This is a genomic window from Bacteroides sp. AF39-16AC (genome assembly GCF_003602735.1).
Classification (GTDB): domain Bacteria; phylum Bacteroidota; class Bacteroidia; order Bacteroidales; family Bacteroidaceae; genus Bacteroides; species Bacteroides uniformis.
Genome location: NZ_QTLN01000002.1, coordinates 159,132 through 185,022, shown reverse-complemented (window position 1 = coordinate 185,022; position 25,891 = coordinate 159,132). Strand labels below are relative to the sequence as shown.

General features: G+C 49.9%; 22 protein-coding genes. 14 read left to right on the top strand and 8 right to left on the bottom strand.

Annotation, left to right across the window (positions count from 1 at the left end; genetic code table 11):
- The first annotated feature begins 49 nt into the window (after nucleotides 1–49).
- The 11 genes from DW039_RS02940 to DW039_RS02890 all read left to right on the top strand — a co-directional run bounded on the left by DW039_RS02940 (nucleotide 50) and on the right by DW039_RS02890 (nucleotide 10,764).
- Nucleotides 50–421, top strand: a complete 372-nt coding sequence (locus DW039_RS02940; RefSeq protein ID WP_005823953.1) for a hypothetical protein — start codon at nucleotides 50–52, stop codon at nucleotides 419–421.
- A 111-nt stretch (nucleotides 422–532) separates the two neighbouring features.
- Nucleotides 533–883: an NADH-quinone oxidoreductase subunit A gene (locus DW039_RS02935; protein ID WP_005823956.1), complete on the top strand. Its 351-nt coding sequence runs from the start codon at nucleotides 533–535 to the stop codon at nucleotides 881–883.
- Nucleotides 874–1,455: an NADH-quinone oxidoreductase subunit B gene (locus DW039_RS02930; RefSeq protein ID WP_005823959.1), complete on the top strand. Its 582-nt coding sequence runs from the start codon at nucleotides 874–876 to the stop codon at nucleotides 1,453–1,455. The genes DW039_RS02935 and DW039_RS02930 overlap by 10 nt, the downstream gene beginning before the upstream one ends.
- 15 nt (nucleotides 1,456–1,470) lie before the next feature.
- A complete protein-coding gene (locus DW039_RS02925; RefSeq protein ID WP_057282156.1) occupies nucleotides 1,471–3,060 on the top strand; it encodes an NADH-quinone oxidoreductase subunit D in 1,590 nt (529 codons plus the stop codon).
- 140 nt (nucleotides 3,061–3,200) lie between these two features.
- The gene (nuoH, locus tag DW039_RS02920) at nucleotides 3,201–4,277 is read left to right on the top strand and encodes an NADH-quinone oxidoreductase subunit NuoH (RefSeq protein WP_120381722.1); all 1,077 of its coding nucleotides are present in this window, start codon (nucleotides 3,201–3,203) and stop codon (nucleotides 4,275–4,277) included.
- Between the two features lie 57 nt (nucleotides 4,278–4,334).
- Nucleotides 4,335–4,838 (top strand): 4Fe-4S binding protein, encoded by a 504-nt coding sequence (locus DW039_RS02915; protein WP_005835213.1) that lies wholly within the window; start codon nucleotides 4,335–4,337, stop codon nucleotides 4,836–4,838.
- Nucleotides 4,839–4,868: 30 nt separating this feature from the next.
- Entirely contained in the window at nucleotides 4,869–5,381 is a 513-nt protein-coding gene (locus DW039_RS02910) for an NADH-quinone oxidoreductase subunit J (RefSeq protein ID WP_005823970.1), read from the top strand.
- Nucleotides 5,382–5,386: 5 nt separating this feature from the next.
- Nucleotides 5,387–5,695, top strand: coding sequence for an NADH-quinone oxidoreductase subunit NuoK (nuoK, locus tag DW039_RS02905; protein ID WP_005823972.1), 309 nt, complete (start codon nucleotides 5,387–5,389; stop codon nucleotides 5,693–5,695).
- A gap of 58 nt (nucleotides 5,696–5,753) precedes the next feature.
- Nucleotides 5,754–7,667 (top strand): NADH-quinone oxidoreductase subunit L, encoded by a 1,914-nt coding sequence (nuoL, locus tag DW039_RS02900; protein ID WP_016274122.1) that lies wholly within the window; start codon nucleotides 5,754–5,756, stop codon nucleotides 7,665–7,667.
- Between the two features lie 51 nt (nucleotides 7,668–7,718).
- Nucleotides 7,719–9,203: a NuoM family protein gene (locus DW039_RS02895; RefSeq protein ID WP_117588657.1), complete on the top strand. Its 1,485-nt coding sequence runs from the start codon at nucleotides 7,719–7,721 to the stop codon at nucleotides 9,201–9,203.
- A gap of 121 nt (nucleotides 9,204–9,324) precedes the next feature.
- The gene (locus DW039_RS02890) at nucleotides 9,325–10,764 is read left to right on the top strand and encodes an NADH-quinone oxidoreductase subunit N (protein WP_120381688.1); all 1,440 of its coding nucleotides are present in this window, start codon (nucleotides 9,325–9,327) and stop codon (nucleotides 10,762–10,764) included.
- Nucleotides 10,765–10,899: 135 nt separating this feature from the next.
- Here DW039_RS02890 and DW039_RS02885 read toward each other — a convergent pair whose 3' ends face one another.
- Nucleotides 10,900–13,683 carry an ATP-binding protein gene (locus DW039_RS02885; protein WP_120381687.1) on the bottom strand — a complete coding sequence of 928 codons (2,784 nt, stop codon included), beginning with the start codon at nucleotides 13,681–13,683 and terminating at the stop codon, nucleotides 10,900–10,902.
- Between the two features lie 234 nt (nucleotides 13,684–13,917).
- On the opposite strand from DW039_RS02885, the gene DW039_RS02880 reads away from it, so the two are divergent.
- Together DW039_RS02880 and DW039_RS02875 are read left to right on the top strand one after the other, a co-directional pair.
- Entirely contained in the window at nucleotides 13,918–16,626 is a 2,709-nt protein-coding gene (locus tag DW039_RS02880) for a TonB-dependent receptor (RefSeq protein WP_181981455.1), read from the top strand.
- A gap of 63 nt (nucleotides 16,627–16,689) precedes the next feature.
- Nucleotides 16,690–17,874, top strand: a complete 1,185-nt coding sequence (locus DW039_RS02875) for a hypothetical protein (protein ID WP_057088568.1) — start codon at nucleotides 16,690–16,692, stop codon at nucleotides 17,872–17,874.
- A gap of 115 nt (nucleotides 17,875–17,989) precedes the next feature.
- Here the strand turns inward: DW039_RS02875 and DW039_RS02870 are convergent, their stop codons facing one another.
- The 4 genes from DW039_RS02870 to DW039_RS02850 form a co-directional block, all read right to left on the bottom strand.
- Nucleotides 17,990–18,418 (bottom strand): HU family DNA-binding protein, encoded by a 429-nt coding sequence (locus DW039_RS02870; RefSeq protein ID WP_057088570.1) that lies wholly within the window; start codon nucleotides 18,416–18,418, stop codon nucleotides 17,990–17,992.
- Nucleotides 18,419–18,753: 335 nt separating this feature from the next.
- A complete protein-coding gene (locus DW039_RS02860; protein WP_009037162.1) occupies nucleotides 18,754–20,031 on the bottom strand; it encodes a mechanosensitive ion channel family protein in 1,278 nt (425 codons plus the stop codon).
- 27 nt (nucleotides 20,032–20,058) lie between these two features.
- The gene (locus DW039_RS02855; RefSeq protein ID WP_117588660.1) at nucleotides 20,059–21,072 is read right to left on the bottom strand and encodes a DUF4435 domain-containing protein; all 1,014 of its coding nucleotides are present in this window, start codon (nucleotides 21,070–21,072) and stop codon (nucleotides 20,059–20,061) included.
- An 11-nt stretch (nucleotides 21,073–21,083) separates the two neighbouring features.
- Nucleotides 21,084–21,914, bottom strand: a complete 831-nt coding sequence (locus DW039_RS02850; protein WP_009037164.1) for an AAA family ATPase — start codon at nucleotides 21,912–21,914, stop codon at nucleotides 21,084–21,086.
- Between the two features lie 139 nt (nucleotides 21,915–22,053).
- On the opposite strand from DW039_RS02850, the gene DW039_RS02845 reads away from it, so the two are divergent.
- Nucleotides 22,054–22,965 carry a DMT family transporter gene (locus DW039_RS02845; protein ID WP_009037165.1) on the top strand — a complete coding sequence of 304 codons (912 nt, stop codon included), beginning with the start codon at nucleotides 22,054–22,056 and terminating at the stop codon, nucleotides 22,963–22,965.
- A 16-nt stretch (nucleotides 22,966–22,981) separates the two neighbouring features.
- Here the strand turns inward: DW039_RS02845 and DW039_RS02840 are convergent, their stop codons facing one another.
- Genes DW039_RS02840 through DW039_RS02830 form a run of 3 tightly spaced genes read right to left on the bottom strand, consistent with a single transcriptional unit; the run spans nucleotide 22,982 to nucleotide 25,817 of the window.
- Nucleotides 22,982–23,566 carry a Crp/Fnr family transcriptional regulator gene (locus DW039_RS02840; RefSeq protein ID WP_005824006.1) on the bottom strand — a complete coding sequence of 195 codons (585 nt, stop codon included), beginning with the start codon at nucleotides 23,564–23,566 and terminating at the stop codon, nucleotides 22,982–22,984.
- Between the two features lie 24 nt (nucleotides 23,567–23,590).
- The gene (gene meaB, locus DW039_RS02835; protein ID WP_117588661.1) at nucleotides 23,591–24,694 is read right to left on the bottom strand and encodes a methylmalonyl Co-A mutase-associated GTPase MeaB; all 1,104 of its coding nucleotides are present in this window, start codon (nucleotides 24,692–24,694) and stop codon (nucleotides 23,591–23,593) included.
- Nucleotides 24,695–24,743: 49 nt separating this feature from the next.
- On the bottom strand, nucleotides 24,744–25,817 hold the full coding sequence (locus tag DW039_RS02830) for a DUF1573 domain-containing protein (protein ID WP_005824010.1): 1,074 nt from the start codon (nucleotides 25,815–25,817) through the stop codon (nucleotides 24,744–24,746).
- Between the last annotated feature and the right edge of the window lie 74 nt (nucleotides 25,818–25,891).

Here is a 25,891-nt window from a genome sequence, read left to right as displayed (position 1 = left end):
TGAACAATACTTATTATATCTTTGCGTCCTTGAAAGAGAGAATTGTGGTATGAAGCAATGCATTAAATACTGTTTAATCATAATCTTTGCAGCCCTATTGCACGACAGTGCAACCGGAGCTGCAGATATTTTGTGCGTTCCTGCCACCCGACAAGCAGAATGCTGTACGCTGTCACAAGCTCCTACCACCCAACAAGCAGTCCAGAAGTTCTACGACTTGTTTTCACCAAACTCCCTCTGCATAGAACATGTGGACCATACGCAAGTACCAACCAACAAAAGCGTACTCCTGCGCATGTACATCTACAAGATGCAGCAGCATGCCTATGCACCGGAATGCGACCGTTTGTTGAATCTGTCTCCTCATCCCGTACCCGACGCGAATTATTACGTGTTCGGGCTAAGAAAGATTATCATTTAGAAGGCCTGCAAGCGCAGACGCTTGCCCCTGACCTCGCCGGACAACAAATCAGAGGTTTTGTCCTCCGGTGCGATGTATCTATTATTATATATCTAAAATCTTATCAGGTTTATGAACTTTACTTTGTTAGTGGTCGTCTTATTGACGGCAATCGCTTTCGTGGGTATCGTCATCGCGCTCTCCAATGCGATAGCACCCCGTTCGTACAATGCACAGAAGATGGAGCCGTACGAGTGTGGTATCCCTACCCGCGGTAAATCGTGGATGCAATTCCGGGTAGGTTACTATCTGTTTGCCATCTTGTTCCTGATGTTCGAAGTGGAAACGGTATTTCTGTTCCCTTGGGCAGTCATCACCCGCGAACTTGGCGTGGCAGGACTTTTCAGTGTTTTATTTTTCCTGATTATATTGATTCTGGGCCTTGCTTATGCCTGGAGGAAAGGAGCTTTGGAATGGAAGTAACAAAGAAGCCGAAAATTAAATCTATCCCTTATGAGGAGTTTACAGACAACGAAACGTTGGAGAAACTGGTTCGGGAACTTAATGCCGGAGGCGCCAATGTCGCCCTTGGCGTACTGGACGATTTCGTCAACTGGGGACGCAGCAACTCACTGTGGCCTCTTACGTTTGCAACCAGCTGTTGCGGTATCGAATTCATGGCCCTCGGCGCAGCCCGCTACGATATGGCGCGCTTCGGGTTCGAGGTAGCCCGTGCCAGTCCGCGCCAGGCAGACATGATTATGGTTTGCGGAACAATAACCAACAAGATGGCTCCCGTTCTGAAACGTCTTTACGACCAGATGGCCGATCCGAAATATGTAGTAGCCGTAGGCGGCTGTGCCGTCAGCGGAGGCCCGTTCAAGAAATCCTATCACGTGGTGAACGGTGTGGACAAGATTCTGCCGGTGGATGTCTACATTCCCGGTTGCCCTCCGCGTCCGGAAGCATTCTACTACGGCATGATGCAATTGCAGCGTAAAGTGAAAATAGAGAAATACTTCGGTGGAGTAAACAGAAAAGAAGAGAACCACTAATCAGTACTTAAAAATATGGAAATAAAATACATAGAGCCCTCAGTCCTGCACGACGAAATGCTGCGTCTGCGGAAAGAGAAACAAATGGACTTCCTGGAATGCCTCAGCGGTATGGATTGGGGAATACCCGACGAGAAAGACGCACCGGACACCCCCCGCGGACTCGGTGTAGTCTATCTGTTGGAATCTATTGTTACCGGCGAACGGATAGCGGTACGCACCGCCACTCTAAACCGGGAACATCCCGAACTTCCTTCCGTCAGCGATATCTGGAAAGCTGCGGATTTCAACGAGCGCGAAGTCTACGACTTTTACGGCATCGTTTTCATCGGTCATCCGGATATGCGCCGACTCTATCTGCGCAATGACTGGGTAGGCTATCCCATGCGTAAAGACAATGAGCCGGAAAAAGATAATCCGTTGCGTATGGACAACGAAGAAACGGTGGACACTACCATGGAATTGGAGCTGAATCCCGACGGTAGCATCAAGAATAAGGAGATGCAACTTTTCGGTGATGAGGAATATGTGGTGAACATCGGTCCCCAACATCCGGCCACCCACGGCGTAATGCGCTTCCGTGTATCATTGGAGGGTGAAATCATCGACAAGATTGATGCCAACTGCGGCTACATCCACCGGGGTATCGAGAAGATGTGCGAAAGCCTGACCTATCCGCAGACCTTGGCTCTGACCGACCGTCTGGACTACCTGGGCGCACACCAGAACCGCCATGCCTTGTGCATGTGTATCGAAAAGGCAATGGGCGTGGAAGTAAGCGAACGCGTGCAGTACATACGTACCATCATGGACGAGTTGCAGCGAATAGACTCTCACCTGCTGTTCTATTCTTGTCTTGCTATGGACCTGGGTGCATTAACGGCCTTCTTCTACGGTTTCCGCGACCGCGAAAAGATACTCGACATCTTTGAGGAAACTTGCGGTGGACGCCTCATCATGAACTACAACACCATCGGTGGCGTGCAGGCAGACATTGCTCCCGGCTTCGTAAAGAAAGTGAAGGAGTTTATCCCCTACCTCCGCGGTATCCTACACGAATATCACGACGTATTCACCGGGAACATCATTGCCCAGCAACGTCTGAAAGGTGTGGGTATACTCTCACGGGAAGATGCCATCGCCTTTGGAGCTACCGGAGGCACCGGACGCGCCAGCGGATGGGCCTGCGACGTGCGTAAGCGTATGCCATATGCCGTATATGACAAGGTGGACTTTAAAGAAGTCATCCGCACCGAAGGCGATTCATGGGCACGCTACCTTATCCGTATGGATGAAATTCTGGAGAGCCTGAAAATTATCGAGCAACTGATAGACAACATCCCGGAAGGAGCCTACCAGGAAAAGATGAAACCTATTATCCGCGTACCGGAAGGCACTTATTATGCAGCCGTAGAAGGTAGCCGCGGTGAATTCGGCGTCTTCCTCGAAAGCCACGGCGACAAGACGCCTTACCGCCTGCACTTCCGCAGTACGGGCTTGCCATTGGTATCGACCGTAAATACGATTTGCCGCGGAGCTAAAATCGCCGACCTTATTGCCATTGGCGGAACATTGGATTATGTAGTACCAGATATTGACAGGTAAAGGGATGTACGATTTGACAATTTACAATTTACCATGCGGAATTACAGCGCAGCCAAATTGTAAATTGTACATTGTGAATTGTAAATCAAAAAGCGCCTCGTAAATTGTAAATAGTAAATTGTAAATAGTAAATGAACAACGTGTTTGACTTTAGTATAGTAACCAACTGGATACACCAGATGCTGACTTCCCTGATGCCGGAAGGTCTGGCAATATTCCTCGAATGCGTGGTGATTGGCGTATGCATCATCTTGATGTATGCCGTGCTTGCCATCATCCTGATTTACATGGAGCGTAAGATATGCGCCTTCTTCCAATGCCGCCTCGGTCCGATGCGCGTGGGGAAATGGGGATTGCTCCAAGTGCCCTGCGACGTCATCAAGATGTTGACAAAGGAAATCATTGATTTGAAATTCTCTGACCGGTTCCTCTACAATCTGGCACCGTTCATGGTAATCATCGCTTCTTTCCTGACATTTGCCTGCCTGCCCATCAACAAGGGATTGGAGGTATTGGACTTCAATGTAGGAGTGTTCTTCCTGCTGGCTGCATCGAGTATCGGCGTAGTGGGTATCCTGCTGGCAGGCTGGAGTTCCAACAATAAATTCTCGCTGATTGGAGCCATGCGAAGCGGTGCGCAGATTATCAGCTACGAGTTGTCCTGCGGATTGAGCATACTGACAATGGTAGTGTTGATGGGAACCATGCAGTTCTCCGAAATAGTAGAAGGACAAGCTGACGGCTGGTTCATCTTCAAGGGACATATCCCTGCATTGATAGCCTTCATCATCTACCTCATTGCCGGAAATGCGGAAACCAACCGCGGTCCCTTCGACTTGCCCGAAGCCGAAAGCGAGTTGACTGCCGGATACCATACGGAATACAGCGGTATGGGCTTCGGATTCTTCTATCTGGCAGAATATTTGAATCTGTTTATCGTAGCCTCCGTGGCAGCCACCATCTTCCTGGGAGGCTGGATGCCGCTACACATCGTAGGCCTGGACGGCTTCAACGCAGTGATGGATTACATTCCGGGATTTGTATGGTTCTTCGGAAAGACCTTCTTCGTAGTCTTCCTGCTGATGTGGATAAAGTGGACCTTCCCCCGCCTGCGTATTGACCAGATTCTGAATCTGGAGTGGAAGTACCTGGTACCCATCTCTATGGTGAACTTGATTTTGATGGTATTAATTGTAGTATTTAAATTGCATTTCTAACCGGCGTAGCGCCGGAGCAAGATTTCCTTGCGGATAATTTTAATAAAGGCAAAAGTAATGAAAGAAAAGAACTCTTATATCGGCGGACTCATACACGGCGTCACTTCTCTGCTGACGGGTATGAAGACAACCATGACCGTATTCTGCCGACGAAAGACTACCGAACAATATCCGGAAAACCGTTCGACATTGAAACTCTCCGACCGTTTCCGTGGCACGCTGACCATGCCCCATAATGATAAAAATGAACATCGGTGTGTAGCTTGCGGCTTGTGCCAGATGGCTTGTCCCAACGACACTATCAAGGTGACCGGCGAGATGGTTGAAACGGAAGACGGCAAGAAAAAGAAGATATTGGTTAAGTACGAATACGACCTCGGTTCGTGCATGTTCTGCCAACTCTGTGTGAATGCCTGCCCTCACGATGCCATCACGTTCGACCAGGATTTTGAGCATGCAGTGTTCGACCGCACGAAACTGGTCATGACGCTGAACCGTCCGGGCAGCCATGTAGAAGAAAAAAAGAAACCCGCTGCTCCCAAAGAAGAGACAACAAAGTAATTCGTTAATAGTAACTTGTAATTAAACAACATGGAAATAACTCTTGAAACAGTAGTATTCTACTTCCTTGCGGCCTTTATCACCGTATTTTCCATCTTGACGGTAACGACCCACCGCATGGTGCGCTCGGCCACCTACCTGCTGTTCGTACTTTTCGGTACGGCAGGCATCTACTTTCTGCTGGGTTACACCTTCCTCGGTTCCGTGCAGATTATGGTCTATGCCGGCGGTATCGTAGTGCTCTACGTCTTCTCCATACTGCTTACCAGTGGCGAAGGCGATGTCATCGAGAAGTTAAAGCGTAGCAGGTTCCTTGCCGGACTGGGTGCCACCGTGGGCGGTGCCATCATCGTAGTATTCATCACTTTGAAGCATAAGTTCATTGCCACCACCGACGTGGAACCTTTGGAGGTCAACATCAAGACCATCGGTCACCACATGCTGAGCGGTGACAAGTATGGTTATCTGCTTCCCTTCGAAGCTGTCAGCATCTTGTTATTGGCATGTATCGTAGGTGGATTATTAATAGCACGTAAAAGATAAGAATTATGATACACATGGAATATTATCTGATAGTTTCGGCTATCATGTTTTTCGCAGGCATCTATGGGTTCTTTACCCGCCGCAACACGCTGGCGATACTTATCAGCATCGAGCTGATTCTGAATGCCACGGACATCAACTTTGCGGTGTTCAACCGTTTCCTATTCCCCGGAGGACTGGAAGGATATTTCTTCTCTTTATTCTCCATCGCCATCTCGGCGGCCGAAACGGCTGTAGCCATTGCCATCATGATTAACATCTACCGCAACATCCGCAGTATCCAGGTGAACAAACTGGATGAGATGAAGTGGTAAGAGCAAGAATCGCCAAGCGATGTTTCTTGAATAGTAATAATTGATAAACATAGTATATATGGAATATACAATATTAATCCTTCTACTCCCTTTCCTCTCTTTCCTCGCTCTGGGACTTGGAGGTAAATGGATGTCACACCGCACTGCCGGCCTTATCGGAACTGCGGCACTGGGTGTGGTCGCAGTGCTTTCCTATCTCACCGCAGGAATGTACTTCAGCGCTCCCCGCCTTGCCGATGGTACGTACGAGGCGCTGATGCCCTATAACTTCAAATGGCTGCCTTTCACAGAAAGCCTCAGTATCGACATGGGTATCCTACTCGACCCGATTTCGGTTATGATGCTCGTGGTCATCAGTACCGTTTCGCTGCTGGTACACATATACTCTTTCGGCTACATGAAGGGCGAACGCGGTTTCCAGCGTTACTACGCCTTCCTGTCGCTCTTCACCATGTCCATGCTCGGACTGGTAGTAGCAACGAATATCTTCCAGATGTATCTGTTCTGGGAGTTGGTGGGCGTGTCCTCCTATCTGCTGATTGGTTTCTATTATACGAAGCCGGCGGCTATTGCCGCTTCGAAGAAGGCTTTTATCGTGACCCGTTTTGCTGACCTGGGATTCCTTATAGGTATCCTCGTCTATGGGTATTATGCCGGTACATACACCTTCAGCCCTAATGAGATGGCGCTGGCAAAGGGCGGTGCGGCAATGATTCCGCTTGCCTTGGGACTGATGTTCATCGGTGGTGCCGGAAAGAGTGCCATGTTCCCGTTGCACATCTGGCTGCCCGATGCCATGGAAGGTCCTACGCCGGTCAGTGCACTGATTCATGCCGCCACAATGGTGGTTGCAGGTGTCTATCTGGTGGCACGCATGTTCCCGTTGTTCATAGAATATGCTCCCAGCGTGCTGCACATCGTAGCATACGTAGGAGCCTTCACGGCATTCTATGCCGCCAGTGTGGCATGTGTGCAGAGCGACATCAAGCGTGTACTGGCATTCTCCACTATCTCCCAAATCGGTTTCATGATGGTGGCGCTGGGTGTATGTACATCAGCCGACCCACACGAAGGGGGACTGGGCTACATGGCAGGCATGTTCCACTTGTTCACACACGCCATGTTCAAGGCATTGCTGTTCCTCGGAGCGGGTAGCATCATCCATGCCGTACACAGCAACGAGATGTCTGCCATGGGTGGACTGCGGAAGTATATGCCCATTACGCATATCACGTTCCTCATCGCTTGCCTTGCCATTGCAGGTATTCCTCCGTTCTCCGGATTCTTCTCCAAAGATGAAATCCTGACGGCATGCTTCCAGTTCAGCCCCATCATGGGATGGATTATGACAGTGATTGCAGGTATGACAGCATTCTATATGTTCCGTCTTTATTATGGTATCTTTTGGGCCGGCTCAGAGCCGGGGCAAAAGTCGGCAAGCGATGGGGGCGACAGCCACATGCCTCACCCCCACGAGAGTCCTCTGGCGATGACCCTGCCCCTGATGCTCCTTGCTGTGGTTACGATAGTTGCCGGTTTCATTCCTTTCGGACACTTCATCAGTTCCAACGGTGAAGCATATAACATCCATCTGGACTGGAGTGTGGCAGGTACAAGTATCGCCGTAGCGGTGGTTTCCATAGCCATTGCCACCTACATCTATGCAGGTAGCCGACAGCCCGTTGCCGATACATTGGCACACCGTTTCAAAGGCTTGTGGACAGCAGCTTACCACCGCTTCTATCTGGACGAGGTCTACCAGTTCATCACCCACCGCATCATCTTCGGCTGCATCTGCCGCCCCATCGCCTGGTGGGACCGCCATGTAGTGGACGGCTTCTTCGACTTCCTTGCTTGGGGCGCCGATGCCACCAGTGACGAGATACGCGGTCTGCAGAGCGGACGCATCCAGCAATATACATTTGTATTCCTGCTGGGCACGCTGGCACTGATACTGCTACTATTGCTATAACCCGAGATTTTTCAATCGTAAATCGTAAATCGTTAAATCGTAAATATAAAGATGAACTTTTTATCATTATTCGTACTCATCCCCTTGCTGATGTTGCTGGGTCTTTGGCTCAGCCGCAACATCGCACAAATACGCGCGGTGATGGTGACCGGTGCATCGGCTCTGCTGGTTCTTTCTGCAGCATTGACCGTGATGTACCTCAATGCACGCCACGCTGGTGCCACGGATGAAATGCTGTTCCGTGCTGACATGGTCTGGTATCCTGCACTCAACATCCACTATTCGGTAGGAGTAGACGGTATTTCGGTAGCCATGCTGCTGCTTTCGGCCATCATTGTCTTTACCGGAACATTCGCCTCCTGGAGGCTGCAACCGCTGACTAAAGAATATTTCCTTTGGTTCACCTTCCTCTCCATCGGTGTGTTCGGGTTCTTCATCTCGATAGACCTGTTCACCATGTTCATGTTCTACGAAGTTGCCCTCATTCCCATGTACCTGCTTATCGGTGTATGGGGGTCGGGACGCAAGGAGTACTCTGCCATGAAGCTGACACTGATGCTGATGGGCGGCTCCGCCTTCCTGCTTATCGGTATCCTGGGTATCTACTACGGTGCCGGAGCCACCTCTATGAACCTATTGGAAATAGCACAGATGCACAATATTCCCATCGAACAGCAACGTATCTGGTTCCCGCTCACCTTCCTCGGTTTCGGTGTGCTGGGCGCTCTGTTCCCGTTCCACACATGGAGCCCCGACGGTCACGCCTCCGCACCGACTGCCGTATCCATGCTCCATGCCGGTGTATTGATGAAACTGGGAGGTTACGGATGTTTCCGCATAGCCATGTACCTGATGCCCGAAGCTGCACAGGAACTGGGATGGATATTCCTGATTCTTACCGGAATCTCCGTGGTATACGGCGCATTCTCCGCTTGTGTACAAACCGACTTGAAGTATATCAACGCCTACTCTTCCGTCAGCCATTGCGGTCTGGTGTTGTTCGCCATTCTGATGATGAACCAGACAGCTTGCACGGGTGCTGTTCTGCAGATGCTCTCTCACGGACTGATGACAGCCTTGTTCTTCGCCCTTATCGGTATGATATACGGACGTACCCATACGCGTGACGTCCGCGAACTCTCCGGTCTGATGAAGATTATGCCTTTTCTGGCTGTCTGCTATGTAATCGCCGGTCTTGCCAATCTGGGACTGCCCGGACTCAGCGGTTTCATTGCCGAAATGACCATCTTCACCGGTTCGTTCCAGCATCCCGATACGTTCCACCGCGTGTGGACGGTCATTGCATGCAGCTCCATCGTGATTACGGCAGTCTATATCCTGCGACTGGTAGGAAAGATTCTTTATAGCACCTGCACTAACAAGCATCACCTCACCTTGAGCGATGCAACCTGGGACGAACGTACAGCGGTCATTATCCTCATCGCATGCGTTGCCGCCCTCGGTATGGCACCATGGTGGATTAGCGGCATGATTGGAGACAGCGTGCTGCCAATAACTGATTTATTTACGATTTGACGATTTACGATTGATAAATGACTTGTAAATCCCAAGAGTAACCTCAATCGTAAATCATAAAATCGTAAATCCCAAGAGTAATTTCAATCGTAAATCGTAAATCGTAAAATCGTAAATAGATATGGATTATTCCCAATTCCTCCTGCTCAAAGAAGAGCTTTCGCTGATATTGGTCATCGTCATCCTTTTTGTCGCCGACCTCTTCATGAGTCCGGATGCACACAAGAATGACGGCAAACCGGTGCTGAACACAATGCTGCCCGTTGCTCTGCTGACCATACACACACTTATCACCATCGTTCCCGGTCCTGTGGCAGATGCTTTCGGCGGCATGTATCACAATCAGCCGATACAGAGCATCGTGAAATCCATCCTCAGTATAGGTACACTGATTGTATTCCTGATGGCGCACGAATGGATGCGCCGTCCAGACACTGCCATCAAACAAGGTGAGTTCTACATTCTGACACTTTCCACCCTGCTGGGTATGTACTTCATGATTTCTGCCGGACACTTCCTGATGTTCTTCATCGGACTGGAGACGGCAAGCATCCCGATGGCAGCCCTGGTTGCCTTCGACAAATACCGCCACCATTCTGCCGAGGCAGGTGCCAAATATATTCTCACGGCACTGTTCTCCAGCGGATTGCTGCTATACGGATTATCTTTGATTTACGGTACGGTAGGCACTCTCTACTTTGCCGACATACCGGCACGCCTCACCGGCGACCCGTTGCAGATTATGGCATTCGTATTCTTCTTCTCCGGCATGGGATTCAAAATATCACTGGTGCCTTTCCATCTTTGGACAGCAGACGTTTACGAAGGTGCTCCAAGCACGGTGACAGCCTATCTGAGTGTCATCTCTAAAGGCTCTGCCGCTTTCGTGCTGATGGCTATTCTCATCAAGGTATTCGCTCCGATGGTGGAACAATGGCAGGAAGTGCTGTACTGGGTTATCATCGCCTCCATCACAATTGCCAACCTCTTCGCCCTACGCCAGCAGAACCTGAAGCGGTTGATGGCTTTCTCCAGTATCTCGCAAGCAGGTTACATCATGCTGGGTGTCATCAGCGGAAGCGCACAAGGTATGACGTCGCTGGTATACTACGTGCTGATATATATGTTTGCCAATCTTGCCGTATTTACCGTTATCACGATTGTGGCACTGCGAGCAGGCAAGTTCACACTTGAAGACTATAACGGGCTGTATACCACTAATCCGAAGTTGGCGTTCCTGATGACACTGGCACTGTTCTCTCTGGCAGGCATCCCGCCGTTTGCGGGCTTCTTCTCGAAGTTCTTCATCTTTGCGGCAGCTTTCGAAGGCGGCTTCCATCTGCTGGTATTCATTGCCCTTATCAATACAATCATCTCGCTTTATTACTATCTGAAGATTGTAAAGGCAATGTACATCAACAAGAGCGACGAGCCGATTGCAGCATTCCGCAGTGACAACTATACACGTGCCAGCCTGTCCATTTGCACGCTGGGTATTGTGGTACTGAGTATTGCAAGTGTGGTATATCAATCCATCGATAAGTTCTCATTCGGATTATAACCGGAGGGTATCATCACTTACCACAAATTACACAGATTGGCACAAATTATCTTTAGAAGTTCTGATAATCAAGAGCTTTGACTTGTGTTAATCTGCATAATTTGTGGTGAGTGTGTATTTTAGCACATTTCCATACTATACAATCGGCAGCACAAACCAAAAGCATGAGCCTTTCCCCGGTTCACTGTCCACACCGATTGTGCCACCCAACTGCTCTATAATGCTCTTGCTGATAGAAAGCCCCAGGCCGGTGCCATGCACAAACGTATTCAGCTTTATAAAACGGTCGAATATCTGAGCCTGCATTTCCGGCTCAATGCCAAGGCCCGTATCGGCCACATAAAAACGCAAATGAGTTTCATCCACCTTATTATATCCTACACGTATACTTCCCGCAGTGGTGAACTTGATGGCATTGTTGACAAAGTTGGCTATGACCTGATTCAAACGGTTACGGTCACTGACAATCCGGCATTCCGGCAGATGACGGTCGAAGAGAACTTCCACACCCGGTTTAGCCTTCATCTTCATGAAGCGCACGATGTCCTCACACAGCATGTTCACGTCCAGCTCTTTTTCCACAAAGTCAAATGTCCCGGCCTCTATCTTGGACAAATCCAGTATGTCGGAAATCAGCTGCAACAGCAGGTCATTGTTTTCTTCAATAATCGCCATATACTGCCTTTTTTCCTCCATGTCCCCGGTCTCTCCCATCAGACTGGAGAAACCGACAATCGCATTCAGGGGCGTACGTATCTCATGGCTCATATTGGCAAGGAAGGCACTCTTCAGACGGTCGGCGGTTTCTGCCTTCTCCTTGGCTTCAATCAGCATAGCCTCCGTCTCCTTCAATTCCGTAATGTCATAGTTGACGCCTATCAGCTCTATTTGTCCGTTCTCCGGTTCAAACAGATTGACAACCACATTGGTACGTACCCAGTTCCATTTTCCCTTTTCGCCCGGACGCTCAATGCGCATCTCTCCCTGGAAATGTTTGGCTTCGCCCACACGGGCCTTACTGAAGAAATCAAGCATCCTCCTGCGGTCACTGGGGTACATCTTGCTGTATATTCCCACGACATCTGCCAATTGGGTATTCTCGTCCTCTCCCATATTCTTATACCATTGCTTGATGGCATAGCCTTTCCGGTCGAGCAGGTTCAGCTTGGCATAACCTACCTTCGCATAATCCGATATAAGCAGGAAGAAATTCTCGAAATCACAGATACGGCTCATGGCATCAATCCGTTCCGTATTGTCGATGTTAATCATGGCATAGCCGGTAAAGTTACCTTTACTGTCATACACCTTGCTCACTTTCGTATAAAGATGTATCACATCCTTCGGCTGTTTGGAAGTGGAGTAATACCCTTCAGTCCGGTCGAAAGCATAATTCAGGCGAAAGTCGACCATATCCTCAGTCTGTATACGTTCTGCCAATTGGGCGGACACATTCGGGTTCTCGAATAAGTTCACTCCAATGACATCCTGTTTGTCACGGACCCCGAATATCTCCATATCCTTATTGTTGATGTCTACCAGGAATCCGTCTTTGTCATAGATTTCCACCCCGGCCGGTATATTGGCAAAGATATTCTTGAACAGTTTTTCGCTATGGTCCAAAGCCAGATGAGTCTGTACCGAGTCTGTCGTATCGAGGAATAACGCCACCACTTCATTCTTTTCCGGAGAGTATATCACCACGTGGCAGTGCTTGTTGGTAAGCTCAAAACACATGTCCATTTCCTTATGTGTCCCGGTGTTCACTATCTCAAGCAGATATTCCAGTCTGGGGGCCGCCTCCCTTGAAAAGGACGAGGCTGTCTTGCCGATAAACGTCGACGCAGGTTTTCCCAGAAAATCGGCAAAGATAGAATTCGCATCTGTCACATAATACCCGTAGGGATTGTCCTTTTCATCACAGACAATGGACATCCGCACATACCCCAAAGGCATATAGCGGAACAAGTTGCTGAGGAAAGTACGTTCGCGCACAGCCTCATCCTTCGTTTTGCGCAACTCTATGCAAATGCTGATGACATTTGCCAACGAACTAAACCATTGGTAATCCTCGTTAGTCCACATTCGGGTACGGTCCACCAAATCAATGCCCATATATCCCCACACCTGGTCATTGGCAACCAGCGGAGTTACCATCAAGGACTTTATATTCTGTCTCGCCAGAATTTCATATTCGGCGTAAGCGTGCTCCGGCAGTTGCCCCAGCGTTTCCAGCAGAACGGGCTTTTGTGCCATAATCTGTGACGTCCACCACGGCAAGCTGTCAGCCTGGACTCCTTGAAGCATTTCTTTCTCAGGAGCCACTCCCGGAGCCACCACCTCGTATGTGCAGCTCTGGTACCGGCACTTCTCATCATATTGGAATATATAGACACGTCCGCCGCGAAAGAAATCAAGAATATCTTTCAGTATGTCGTAAATGCCCGCACTTATATCCTCGTCTTTCAGGAAGCGGAATAGGGAATGGGATATTGAGGTCTGCCGATAAAGTAAATCGTTCACTCTTTGCAAAGCCTGCTTCGCAGCCTCCTCCTTCGGCATCTCTACGCGCTGCAACACTCCGAAAGCCTTCAATGTACCATCCGGCAAATGCTCCTTATACCCCACGCGCGAATAGACCCAGACCACTCCTTCGGTAGAATAGATGGGAAACGTCTGTTCATAGACCTCCATATTCTGAATGGCAAGGAACTCCCGGCTGATACGCGCCCGATAGTCTTCGCGTATCATTTTACCGAAATCCTCAAAGCTCAGGTATTCCCCTTCCAAGCCTAACAACTTACAGACATATTCGGAGCAGAGATACTGCCTTGAAGAAAAATCAGCCTCCCACCAACCTATCCGGCCAAGAATGGAAAGGCGCCGGAAACGTTCACTATCGTCACGATGAACAGCCATATATTTATCAATATTGGTTTGAGATACAAAAATAGCCATAAAACTCTAATAAGCAACCATTAGAGACCTTTTTCGTCCCAAGCAGCCTATATATAAGGATAACAAACAATCCGGAAGAATGTGCGGTAACCAAATCGTAATAGATTTGAAAATGAAACGTATGCTCCATGTATCACCGGTGTAATGTCATTGCCTCATCTTTGCAGCGGATTAAAAAACGTACAAAGAAAAGAGATGAGCATGAAATTAGACTTGGGAAAGATTTTCTTCCTTATTTTATTCCTCACACTTTCCGTCATGGCTGCCACGGCGGGAACCATCAAAGGGACAATCACCGACCGACAAACCAAAGAACCGCTGACGGGAGCTACCATACAGATAGCCGAAACCCGTCAAGGTGTCATTGCCGACTTGGACGGGCACTACTCCATAGACGTAAAACCGGGCAACTATACCCTGCTCATCCGCTATGTGGGCTACAAGGACATCCGGATGGATAACATCCAGGCAGGCAACACAGAGATTGTGCTGAACTTCGAAATGGAAAGTGACGCGCAAACCCTGGGAGAAGTCTCCGTCATAGCAAAAAAGAATCTCGAAGGCGAACGTGCCCTGCAGATGGAACGGCAGAAGGCAACCCTCGCCATCGAAAACCTCGGTTCCAAAGAGATGAGCATCAAAGGTATCGGCAATGTAGAGGAAGGGGTAAAGAAAATAACCGGTATCTCCATTGCCAGCGCCGGGCAGCTCATCGTCCGCGGACTGGGCGACCGATACAGCACCACCACCTTGAATGGCCTGCCCATCGCCTCACCCAATCCGGACAACAAGCTGATTCCCCTTGACCTTTTTCCGTCAAGTACTGTACAGAACATAACAGTAAGCAAGGTGTATGATGCCAGTGCCTTTGCCGATTACAGTGGTGCCCACATTGACATCAGCACCAAAGAGAACATTACGGAAGATTTCTTCAACATCAGCCTCAATACCGGCGGTAAGTTCAACACTTTAGGAAAAGGGCGATTCCAGATGGATAGAGATGGTTCGCTCTTCAAGACACCCACTTTGGACCAGGCTGCACTCAACCTGGGCTTGCAAGAGTTTGATGAATACGTAAAGACCAAAAACATCTTCAACACTTCGTTTGCTGTAGAGAGGAAGAACTCCCTGCCCGAACTTGGGGGCAACCTTGGCTTTGGAAAGAATCTCGGCATCGGTAACCAGACATTAAGTTTATTGGCCTCCGTTAGTGCCAGCAACGGATACCAGAATATGAACGACGCCTTTTATAAAACGTTGGAAGCCACGGGCAACGTACAAGACAACTTCGCCTACGACAGCTATGCCAACGAACTGAAACTCGCCGCACTGGGCTACCTCGGATATACCCTGCGCCGCAGCGACCGCATCGGTTACACCTTCTTCTACGCCCGCAACGCCATCGACACCTACCAGCGCCGCGAAGGTGCCGATGCCGAAGGTCACGAACTCATCGGCAGCAACAACATCACCCATATCTACACGCTACAGAACCACCAACTGAACGGCGTGCACAACTTTGGCACGGACGACACATGGCAACTGGCCTGGGGCGGTTCCTACAGCAAAACCGGTAGTGAAGAGCCCGACCGCCGCCAAGTAATGTATCTCAAAGCCGACGACGGCAGCCTCAGCCTCTTCAAACTGAACCGCCAGGAAACCATGCGCTACTTCGGCGAACTCAATGAGGAAGAGTGGAATGCCAGTCTCGCCCTGAAGTGGAAGTGGAACGACCACAATTTTATCAAAGCGGGGTTCAATTATAAGGACAAAAGCCGCGACTATATGGGTACCCGCTTCTATTACAACATCAACAAGCTGAACCCCACCATCACCGACATTTACGACACCGACGGCTTTCTCAATCAAGAGAACATTGCCAACGGCACCATTGTCCTGGAACGTAAGATGCAGCCCAAGGACAGCTACCGGGCCGGCAATGAAATCTACTCCGGCTATCTGCTTACGGACTTCTACCCCATACCCGCACTGCTGGTAAATCTCGGCGTGCGCTACGAGCTGAGCAAGCAGTGGGTGAAATATGCCACAGACGGCGGCGAGCGGTATGCAGAACGGCGCGACCTGGACAAGAACGACCTCTTCCCCGCCATTAACCTGAAATACACGGTCAACGAAGAGAACAGCCTCCGCTTCTCCACCTCACGTACCATCACCCGTCCGTCCTTCATCGAGATGGCACCGTTCCTCTACGAAGAATCCTACGGAGCAGCACAAATCCGCGGTAACGAAGACCTGCAGAACGGATATAACTTCAATTTCGACCTACGTTACGAACTCTTCAAGAAGAATGGCGACATGCTTTCCATAACCGGATACTTCAAGTATCTGGACAACCCAATCGAACGTATCCAGCGACTGAAAGGCGGTGCCACGGAACACTCTTTCCAGAATGCCGACAATGGTATGGCAGGCGGTGTAGAAGTGGAATTCCGAAAGCAACTCATCAAAGATTTGCGACTGGGCGCCAATGCCAGCTACATGTACACCAACGTGAAGCTACCCCAAGGTGGTGCCTACACCAACAAGGAACGCTCCCTGCAAGGTGCATCGCCCATCCTGGTTAATGCCGACCTCACCTACTCTCCCCGCTTCGGTGAGGATAGGCAGCTCAACCTTGCCCTGCTCTACAACCTGCAAGGCAGCCGTATCCACGCAGTAGGCGTATCAGGTTTGGGTGACGTGAAACAACAAGCTCTGCATACACTGAACTTCAGTGCCGGTTATAGCCTGAGCAAGCACTTCAGCCTAAAGCTGCAAGTGAACGACCTGCTGAACCGCGACGTCATCTTCAAGCAAGACATTCCCACCACGGGGCAAGAAATGGAGGTGGAACGCTACCGCAAAGGAACGAACTTTGAAGTGGGGATAAGCTATAACTTGTAAGGACCGCATACCATACCAACAGAACCCATTACAATAAATCAATAACTAAAAAACAATGGAATTATGAAAGCAACGAAATGGAAATCCTACTCTCTGGCTTTGATAGCCGGAATGTCTGTCCTCACCGCCTGCAGCAGCGATGACAACAACGACAATGGCGGCAACGGCAACAATGGAAACGGCAATGAAATCGAAAACGGCACGACCCTGAAAGGTACCATTACCTCCGACGTAACGCTGACCGCCGGCAGCACCTACAAACTGAGCGGCGAATACATCGTAGAGGACGGTGCCACACTGAACATCGAAGCCGGTGTGAAAATTATCTCCATCTACGACGACATCGTGGACTACATCCTCGTGAAACAAGGCGGTAAAATCAATGCCGTCGGTACCTCCTCCGCCCCCATTGTCATGACTTCTGAAAAGGAAGAGCCGGGAGCTTGGGGCGGCATCCATATCTGCGGCAAGGCCCACACCAATGCCGAAGGCGGTAAGGGCAGCTCCGAGATAGGCGGTGCCACTTATGGCGGCAACGACGATGCCGACAATTCGGGCACGCTGAAATACGTGCGTGTGGAATACAGCGGCTATGCCTTCGACAGTGAGCACGAAGCCAACGGTATCACCTTCTACGGTGTAGGCAATGGCACCACCGTAGAGTACTGCCAAGCCTACAAAGGTTCCGATGACGGCTTTGAATTCTTCGGTGGCTCGGTCAACGTCAGCAATCTGGTATCCGTAAGTTGCAGCGACGACTCCTTCGACTGGACTGAAGGCTGGAACGGTACCGCCACCAACCTCGTGGCCTACCAGGAAGCCGAAGAAACCCTGGGCTACGACTGCGACTGCCTTATCGAAGCCGACAACAACGAAAACAACTATGCAGCCACCCCGGTAGCCCACCCGGTACTGAAGAACCTCATCCTTGTAGGCAATAACTCCGCTGCCGGCAACCGTGGCATCCGTCTGCGTCGCGGCACCCAGGTAGAGATAGACGGCGCCAAAGTGTGCGGCAAGAAGAACGCCGTCACCCTGGAAAGCGAAGAGACCGAAAACGCCCTGCTGGCAGGTACTTCCAAGCTCGCCAACATGACCGTAGACTCTGAACTGAGAAGTGAGAAGAACATCTATACCAACGACAATTTTGTGTCTGCCGGAAACACCGTCGACACCAGCCTGAAATATACTTCATTCGACGACATCAAAGCAGAGTGCGAGTGGATGGCCGGTAACTGGGTAAAATAATCCTAAAGAAGAAAATAATAAAAGAAGCACACAACCTCTTTCAACAACGTGCCCCTTGGAGCAGAAAAGCATTCAAGGGGCACGCGTTATTTCCAGGAAAAAAGGTTGCAAGCAATCACCCCTTCTTTTTCAACTCCTTTTTCAATTCCTGCACCTGGAAGCTGAACAAGTCCAAATGACGGTAGATGCGCTGCATAAAACTACCTGCCGCCTTAAAGCAGATACGCGAGATACGGACTTTGTCTGCCGTGCACTCCTCTATCCGCTCCACCGGTTCACTGGTGATGGCAGGATAGAAATTTCCAAGCCCCTTGATGTTCACCGTGCGCCCGCTCGCCAGATAGTCCGCTATAATATCCGGCAGTTGCACCAGCACGGACTGGGCGTCGCCCACTTGCAAGGAACTGACAAAAGCCAGCCTCTTGGCCAGTTCGTCATTGCTCACCGGTTCCGGCTGAAGCACTTTTGATGCCGCGTAGTAGCGCACCACTTCCTTGTCTCCACTCTTGTCCACCTTCTTGCGGACCACATAATTCATTGACATACCAATCTTTCTTTATAATTAGGTTAGTAAAAAACGAAAGATATTCCCGCCCGACGCGAAGCATATTCATAGCCTGCTCACACAAAGCCTATACCTTGCGGCAGAGACTCCGTGACCGAGTACCTTTCACTATACGACTGAGTACCTAAAACACCCGGATGTATTGCCCCAAAACATGGGGATGTTTTCACCCAAAACACCCGGATGTAATACCCCAAAACATGGGGATGTTTTGGGAGAAAAGATGGGGATGTTCTGACCTTTCAGTATACGACTCAAAGGTACTAACTCCCTATGAGAAATGCAATAGGTATAGGACTTTTTGATGGTCGGAATCAAGCTCCTTTTTCTTCGGAAGCAGCAGGCAGTACCCGCTGGAAATCTCTGCCGGACGGAGACTGGAATACCTGCAAATCGAATTCGGGGATGATTGCCAGCACATGGTCGAACACATCCGCCTGCACCCCTTCATAGGGCACCCAATCCTTCAGCGCACAGAAGAAATAAAGCTCTATCGGGATACCGCGGTCGGTAGGCTGAAGTTGGCGTACCATGCAGGTCAGTTCCTGATTTACGTCGGGAAGACTTTTCAAATAAGCCGTCAGATACGCCCGGAACACACCCAGATTGGTCTGGCGACGTCCGTTGACGAGGATGGAGTTATCGATGCCGTTTTCCACATTGTACTTTTCAATCACTTCCTCCGTCTGCTCCACATAATCTTTCAGTAGCTGTATCTTGCGATATTTTGCCAGCATCTCCGGGGTGCAGAAACGGACGCTGGTCATGTCGATATTGATACTGCGCTTCACTCGCCGCCCACCGCTCTCGCGCATGCCGCGCCAGTTCTGGAAGGAGTCGCTGACAAGCAGGTAAGGAGGGATGGTGGTAATGGTATTGTCCCAGTTGCGCACTTTTACGGTGTTCAACGTTACCTCTATCACCGTACCGTTGGCACCGTACTTGGGCATCTCAATCCAGTCGCCCACCTTCAGCATGTCGTTGGCCGAAAGCTGCACACCGGAGACAAAGCCCATAATGGAATCCTTGAATACCAGCATCAGGATGGCTGCCGAAGCACCCAATCCGGCAAGCAGCGAAAGCGGGTCGCGGCCTATCAGTTCGCCCACGACCACAATGCCGCCCACCAGCCATAGGATGACTTGCATGGTTTGCAACATCCCCTTTAAAGGGCGGTCACGAAATTGCTCCTTCTCACTGTATACACTGTAAACAGCCTTCAAGAACGAGTTAACGAAACTCAGGAAAGTAATGATGATGTAAATAAGGCAGATACGCCGGATGAAATCCATTGCCGATGAACCGACTTCGACAAATGCCAATGGAACAAACAGATAGATGATGACGGGAGCCACCATGCGGCTGAGGTGCACCATCACTTTGCGGTCGAATACGATGTCGTCCCATGTAGCTTTGGTCTTCTTCACCAGTTGTGCCACTACCTTCAGCAGGATTTTCCGGCATAGGGCATCCGCCAGGAAAGCAACGGCAAGTATCAGTGCGAAGGCAATGAATTGGTCGAGCATATCAGCCCGGGAAGGGGATATGCCCCACCCGATTAAAAGGTCGTCTATCTTCTTCAATATCTCCATAATCGTATGTTTATCATAACGGCAATCTTATCTACGCGACTGTTCCTCCCGCTCGAGGAACTCCATAATGTCTTCTTTCAACCACTGATAAAGATAAAGGTTCTTGTAGCCGCTGTTTTTTTTCAGCATCACGGATACATTGACCTGACTGTTCTCATACCCCGTCAGTTCGTTGCGGAACTGTTCGTTATGCTCTGCCAGGCGCTTTATCTCCTGCTCGCGTTCACGACGCAGCACCGTACATACCGGGATAAGGATTTTCAGCACTACACAATCCATGATATGGTGTCCTTGGATATAAAGATAGGTATTGTCCGGAGTCAGTCCCAAACGTTCCAACTCCGTGCCCAGCTGCTCCACCCGGTCGATGTAGCGGGGGAAACGGGCTTGCAGTCCGGACAGCTTTGCCGACACCGTCTTTTGCATCTCGTCCAGACTACGGTAAGGATGACGCAGGTTTATCTCCTGCAGGCGCACGCAGGCGTTGAAGTCGTACATCGGGAAGGTATGCGTGTCGTGCTGGCGGTAGAACCAGACATTCCACAGAAACAGCGGATAGGCAATCTGCGAATAACGCTTCAGGAAAGCGGGGAAGTCCAGGATATGCCGGTCGTTCAGCGTCGCCTGCACACAGACTTCATGCAGACTGTCGGCAAAGCAGTGGAAGTTCTCGATGGCATAACCGTAAGTCTGGAAGATATAGGGACTCTTGTTTATCCTATGCGACACCTTGGTGGCACCTTGCAGCAGGAAGTCGTAGTCGCTGTCTACACACGCTATCAGGCTGCGCCCCAGTTCCGATGTGTTCAACGTATTCATCAGCACCATCTTCTTGCCCTTTGCCAGAGAGGTGGCCGAGGGAAGCATCACTTGAAAATAACGTTCCTCATTCTCGAACTCAGACAGCAGCGTCCGCCAGAAAGCGATGTCGTCATAGCTTTCCACATACGCCACTATGCGCCTGCGTGCTCTCTTGGGGGACAACTTGCGGGCGGCATCCAGATAGGCGGAAGTAAGGTTATGTCTTAGGGAAGTGGGCACTTGGGTAGGGATTAAGGATTAGGGATTAGGGATGAGATTTCGCTGACTTCGGTGACGGCATCCAGCCAGCCTTCCATGATGACTGCGGGCGAATGGGTGGTGAGGATAAGCTGCACATTGGGATTCAGATTGCGTATCATGCCGATAAGCTTCTGCTGCCATTCGATGTGCAGGGAGGCTTCCGGCTCGTCCATGAAGAGTACGCAGTGGTCATCGTCACGCACCAGCACGGTCAGCAGGATGACCAGCATCTGCTTCTCGCCCGAAGACAGTTTGTAGGGCAGCAGGCGTTCACCGTTCTGATAGAAAACGATGTCGTTGCTTTTGCGGTCTATCGTCTTATGGGTATAGCTGAAAAGCTCGTCAATCATATCCTGGAACTTCCGCTTGGGGAGGGAAAGGGAGGGAGCCAGGCTACGCTGCTCTTCATCACCGCTGAGCAGTTCTATCATCTTGTTGCCGATGTTCACCTGATAGTCCAGATAACGGCGCTGGAGTAGATAGAGCTGCCAGTCCAGTTCCGACTTCACGTTGGCATCGGCCATGCGTGCCGTAAAGTCGCCCATGATAAGGGGACGGTCGTAGCTGCGGATTACATCATAGGGGATAAAGGTGGCTGCAGAATTGTCGAAGTAGACGTGTACGCCGTTCTTCTCGTCACTCTTCACTTCACCCGATGTCTGTTCCAGATAGTTGACCGAACGGTTCAGGATAGTGGTCTTCCCCACTCCGTTGATGCCGGAAAGTATATTGACGTCAGGACGCAGGTCCCAGGCAATATCGTACCGATGCCACAATCCGTGTATTTCGATACGCTTGATGTAATTGGCTTGTACTTCCATGGTTTCTTGCTTTAATTAGAAGCAAATATACACGATAATCTCTTATTTCTACGCCTGCAAGGTAGAAAAATCATATAATGAAAGATTTTCTCTTTTCAGAAAATAGTTGTTCTTTTGCACCCGCAAAGAACAAAAGAGTATGAACAAGAACATTCAAGGGCATCTGTTCGCCCTTACCGCAAATATCTTATGGGGCCTGATGGCACCTATAGGCAAGTCGGCTCTGGTGGAGTTTTCCGCGTTGTCAGTAACCACATTCCGCATGGTAGGCGCAGCTGCCTGCTTCTGGCTCCTCTCCTTGTTCTGCAAGCGCGAGCAGGTGGACCACCGGGACATGCTGAAGATATTCTTCGCCGCACTCTTCGCACTGGTATTCAATCAGGGTGTCTATATCTTCGGACTCTCCATGACTTCGCCCATAGACGCCTCCATCGTTACAACCACGCTGCCCATCGTCACCATGATAGTGGCTGCAATCTATCTGAAAGAACCGGTCACCAACAAGAAAGTGCTGGGCATCTTTGTAGGGGCTATGGGAGCATTTATACTCATCATGAGCAGCCAGACCACCGGTGCCGGCAATGGCAGCCTCATCGGAGACCTTCTCTGCCTGCTCGCCCAAATCAGCTTCTCCATTTATCTGACCGTATTCAAGGGGTTGTCGCAGAAATACTCTCCCATCACCCTGAATAAATGGATGTTTGTCTATGCCTCCATGTGCTACATCCCGTTCTCTTACCACGACGTGGCTGCCATACAGTGGAGCGAAATATCTACAGCCGCCCTGCTGCAAGCGGGATATGTGGTTGTGGGAGGAAGCTTCCTTGCCTATATCTTCATAATGAGTGCGCAGAGGCTGTTGCGCCCCACTGTGGTGAGCATGTACAACTACATGCAGCCCATCGTGGCCTCAACCGTTGCCATCATCTTAGGATTGGGAGTGTTCAATTTGGAAAAGGGAATAGCCATAGCCTTGGTATTCCTGGGAGTGTACATCGTGACACAAAGCAAGTCACGCAAGGATTTCGAGAAAGAAGGGAAAGCCGTATAAAACAGCCGTTCCACCGTCACAGTACTCCGGCACGTACCCGGCTCAGAGACTCGGGAGTCATTAACAGATAAGATGCTATGTGGTTGACTGAGGCACGCCGGGCTATCTCCGGATAATCCCTGACGAAGCGCGCATACCGCTCGCGTGAGGTTTCGAAACGCCAAGAGTCTGCTTTATATTGGGAAAGCATTAAAGACCCCTCCAATAAATGGCGAAGCAGACGGGCTATATGCAGATAACGCTCAGAGAGTTCGACCAGTCCTGCATACGAAATGCTCCAGATGACGCCTTCCTCCAGGGATTCCAGCTGAAGGCAATTACGGCGTCCGGTGAAAAGGCTGACGATACACATAGCGCCGTCACCGTCGCAGGCAAAGTTCTCTGTAATGTCCCGGCCTTCTTTGAAATAGAACTGGCGAAGCAGTCCTTTCTCTACGAAAACAATATCCCTGGCTATATCTTTCTCACTAATCAACAGTTCTCCTTTGTGCACCTCACGGCGTACAAACAAACCGGCAATGAGCTCCAGCTCCTCAGAAGGGAGTTCATGAAGGCGGCGGGTAAACCGCCGCGCCACTTCCATGTTGTTTTCCTTAGTCATCGATATAGGGAAAGGGATATGCCCTTATTTCTTCAGTTCTGCAAAATAGGTGTCCAGCAAGTTCTTGGCAGCCACAAAAGAAGTCAAGTTGCCCTGTAGCACTTGTTTTTCCTTGCCAGTCAGCATCGCTTCAATCTGCGGATTGTGGTAGAAGCTGTCGCGCAGCTGTTCGTTAATGGTCTCGTACATCCAGTATTTGCTTTGCTCATTGCGGCGGTATTCAAAGTAGCCGTTGTCTTTCACAAAGTCAATGTATTTGTAGACCATATCCCATACTTCTTTTACACCAAGATTATAGAAACCGGAATAAGTCAGCACTTGGGGTGTCCAACCGCTCTCCGGAGTCGGGAAGAGGTGCAGCGCATTACGGAACTGAGTTGCTGCCAGCCTGGCCCGCTCCAGATTGTCGCCATCAGCCTTATTAATGACAATGCCATCGGCCATTTCCATGATGCCGCGTTTGATGCCTTGCAACTCATCGCCCGTACCCGCCAGCTGTATCAGCAGGAAGAAGTCTACCATAGAATGTACGGCAGTCTCACTCTGCCCCACCCCTACTGTCTCTACAAATATCTTGTCGAAACCGGCAGCCTCACAAAGCACAATCGTTTCACGCGTCTTGCGTGCCACGCCACCCAGCGAACCGGCAGAGGGACTGGGACGTATAAAGGACTTGGGATGAACGGAGAGTTTCTCCATACGCGTCTTGTCACCGAGAATACTGCCTTTGCTGCGTTCGCTGCTCGGGTCAATGGCAAGAACGGCCAACTTGCCGCCGTGTTCCTCCAGTACATGCAAGCCAAATACATCAATAGAGGTACTTTTACCGGCACCGGGCACACCACTGATACCCACACGGACGGAGTTGCCCGAATAGGGCAAACACTTCTCTATCACCTCCTGCGCCACAGCCTGGTGCTCCGGTTTCACACTTTCCACCAGTGTTACAGCCTGGCTGAGTACCGTAACATCACCTTTCACTATACCCTCCACATAGTCTGATACGGAAAGCTCGCGTTTCTTCCGCCTGGGACGGTTCTTCAAGTAAGGATTGACCGATGAAGGTTGCTCAATGCCTGCATTGACAACCAAGCCTTTATATGCTTCATTATTTTCGGGATGTTCCATGGCTATTTGTGAGTTATAAGTTATGAGTTATGAAGGACTTTACGACTTCTTATTGTTTTGCTTTAATGTTGATTTCAACTTTCGGCTGCATCGGGTCATTGGTAATCATCAGCAGACGCAGATGACGGCGCTTCTTGCCTATATTCTTCTTCACTACCGTTACCCGCAGGCGAGTGCTTTCACCGGGTTGCAATACACTCTTCTTGAGGTTAACTCCCACTGCCGGGTGGAATACCTGGAGCTTGTTTATCTGTAAAGGAGAACGCCCGGTATTGGTAATGGTAATATCCTGACGTGCTTTTGACTTCTTTGCCAATATCGCACTCATATCAACTTCTTTGGTAGAAAGGCTGATGGCAGGAGCATTTGCCTTCTCCACTTCCGTCATTCCGGAGAAATCCGGTAAAAGAATGGCAGAAACGGGAATCTCGTTTTCATCGCCCACCTTGTCACCGGAGAAGCGAGAAAGATAGACCGACGTTTGAGTCAGTCCGAGGCCAGTCAGTCTTTCCGAATTCAATGTAAGTGTAATCACTCCTTTTTCTCCCTTTTGCAAGACATTGGGCTCTACTTTTGTCTGCAAATAAGGAGGCAGATGCATCAGTACCGGTTCATAAGGACGGTCGGAAAGATTGACCACGCCGATATGAATCACCGGCTGCTCACCATGCTGAATATCGGGAAAGTCGAGGCTGTTCTTGTCAATACGTATCTGACCGATAAGATAGGGATGCGTCTTGGTAAAGTCCTTGATTTCCTGTACTACTTCACCATTGAACTTCAAATAGACCAGATTGGGTTGCGCATTGCTGTAAATAGCCACGGATTTCTGGAAATGTCCCAATGCCTTGGCGTCAAAAGTCACATTTACTGTTCCTTTTGCCCCCGGAGCAATAGGCGTTTTTGTCCACTGGGCCACGGAGCAGGCGCAATCCGGCTCCACTTCTGTAAGCACTAAAGGCTGGTCACCCGTATTGGTGATGGTATATTGCACAGTCACGGGATGCTTCCATTCTATCTGGCCGAAACTGTACATCTCTGTATTCGAGGTAAAACGAGCTTGCGCTACAGCAGTCAATACCACACTTGCAAGCACATATAAAGTTATCAATATCCGCTTCATCTATTTTTCTTAATATCAAGATTTCCTAATTCTGCCACTCTCATTCAATATTAGTCGGACAAAAATAGGTGTTT

What these genes read in the sequence shown, in the direction of transcription:
- DW039_RS02940 (WP_005823953.1), top strand. Translation starts at nt 50, where the DNA reads ATGAAGCAATGCATTAAATACTGTTTAATCATAATCTTTGCAGCCCTA.
- DW039_RS02935 (WP_005823956.1), top strand. Translation starts at nt 533, where the DNA reads ATGAACTTTACTTTGTTAGTGGTCGTCTTATTGACGGCAATCGCTTTC.
- DW039_RS02930 (WP_005823959.1), top strand. Translation starts at nt 874, where the DNA reads ATGGAAGTAACAAAGAAGCCGAAAATTAAATCTATCCCTTATGAGGAG.
- DW039_RS02925 (WP_057282156.1), top strand. Translation starts at nt 1,471, where the DNA reads ATGGAAATAAAATACATAGAGCCCTCAGTCCTGCACGACGAAATGCTG.
- DW039_RS02915 (WP_005835213.1), top strand. Translation starts at nt 4,335, where the DNA reads ATGAAAGAAAAGAACTCTTATATCGGCGGACTCATACACGGCGTCACT.
- DW039_RS02910 (WP_005823970.1), top strand. Translation starts at nt 4,869, where the DNA reads ATGGAAATAACTCTTGAAACAGTAGTATTCTACTTCCTTGCGGCCTTT.
- nuoK (WP_005823972.1), top strand. Translation starts at nt 5,387, where the DNA reads ATGATACACATGGAATATTATCTGATAGTTTCGGCTATCATGTTTTTC.
- nuoL (WP_016274122.1), top strand. Translation starts at nt 5,754, where the DNA reads ATGGAATATACAATATTAATCCTTCTACTCCCTTTCCTCTCTTTCCTC.
- DW039_RS02895 (WP_117588657.1), top strand. Translation starts at nt 7,719, where the DNA reads ATGAACTTTTTATCATTATTCGTACTCATCCCCTTGCTGATGTTGCTG.
- DW039_RS02890 (WP_120381688.1), top strand. Translation starts at nt 9,325, where the DNA reads ATGGATTATTCCCAATTCCTCCTGCTCAAAGAAGAGCTTTCGCTGATA.
- DW039_RS02885 (WP_120381687.1), bottom strand. Translation starts at nt 13,683, where the DNA reads ATGGCTGTTCATCGTGACGATAGTGAACGTTTCCGGCGCCTTTCCATT.
- DW039_RS02880 (WP_181981455.1), top strand. Translation starts at nt 13,918, where the DNA reads ATGAGCATGAAATTAGACTTGGGAAAGATTTTCTTCCTTATTTTATTC.
- DW039_RS02875 (WP_057088568.1), top strand. Translation starts at nt 16,690, where the DNA reads ATGAAAGCAACGAAATGGAAATCCTACTCTCTGGCTTTGATAGCCGGA.
- DW039_RS02870 (WP_057088570.1), bottom strand. Translation starts at nt 18,418, where the DNA reads ATGTCAATGAATTATGTGGTCCGCAAGAAGGTGGACAAGAGTGGAGAC.
- DW039_RS02860 (WP_009037162.1), bottom strand. Translation starts at nt 20,031, where the DNA reads ATGGAGATATTGAAGAAGATAGACGACCTTTTAATCGGGTGGGGCATA.
- DW039_RS02850 (WP_009037164.1), bottom strand. Translation starts at nt 21,914, where the DNA reads ATGGAAGTACAAGCCAATTACATCAAGCGTATCGAAATACACGGATTG.
- DW039_RS02845 (WP_009037165.1), top strand. Translation starts at nt 22,054, where the DNA reads ATGAACAAGAACATTCAAGGGCATCTGTTCGCCCTTACCGCAAATATC.
- DW039_RS02840 (WP_005824006.1), bottom strand. Translation starts at nt 23,566, where the DNA reads ATGACTAAGGAAAACAACATGGAAGTGGCGCGGCGGTTTACCCGCCGC.
- meaB (WP_117588661.1), bottom strand. Translation starts at nt 24,694, where the DNA reads ATGGAACATCCCGAAAATAATGAAGCATATAAAGGCTTGGTTGTCAAT.
- DW039_RS02830 (WP_005824010.1), bottom strand. Translation starts at nt 25,817, where the DNA reads ATGAAGCGGATATTGATAACTTTATATGTGCTTGCAAGTGTGGTATTG.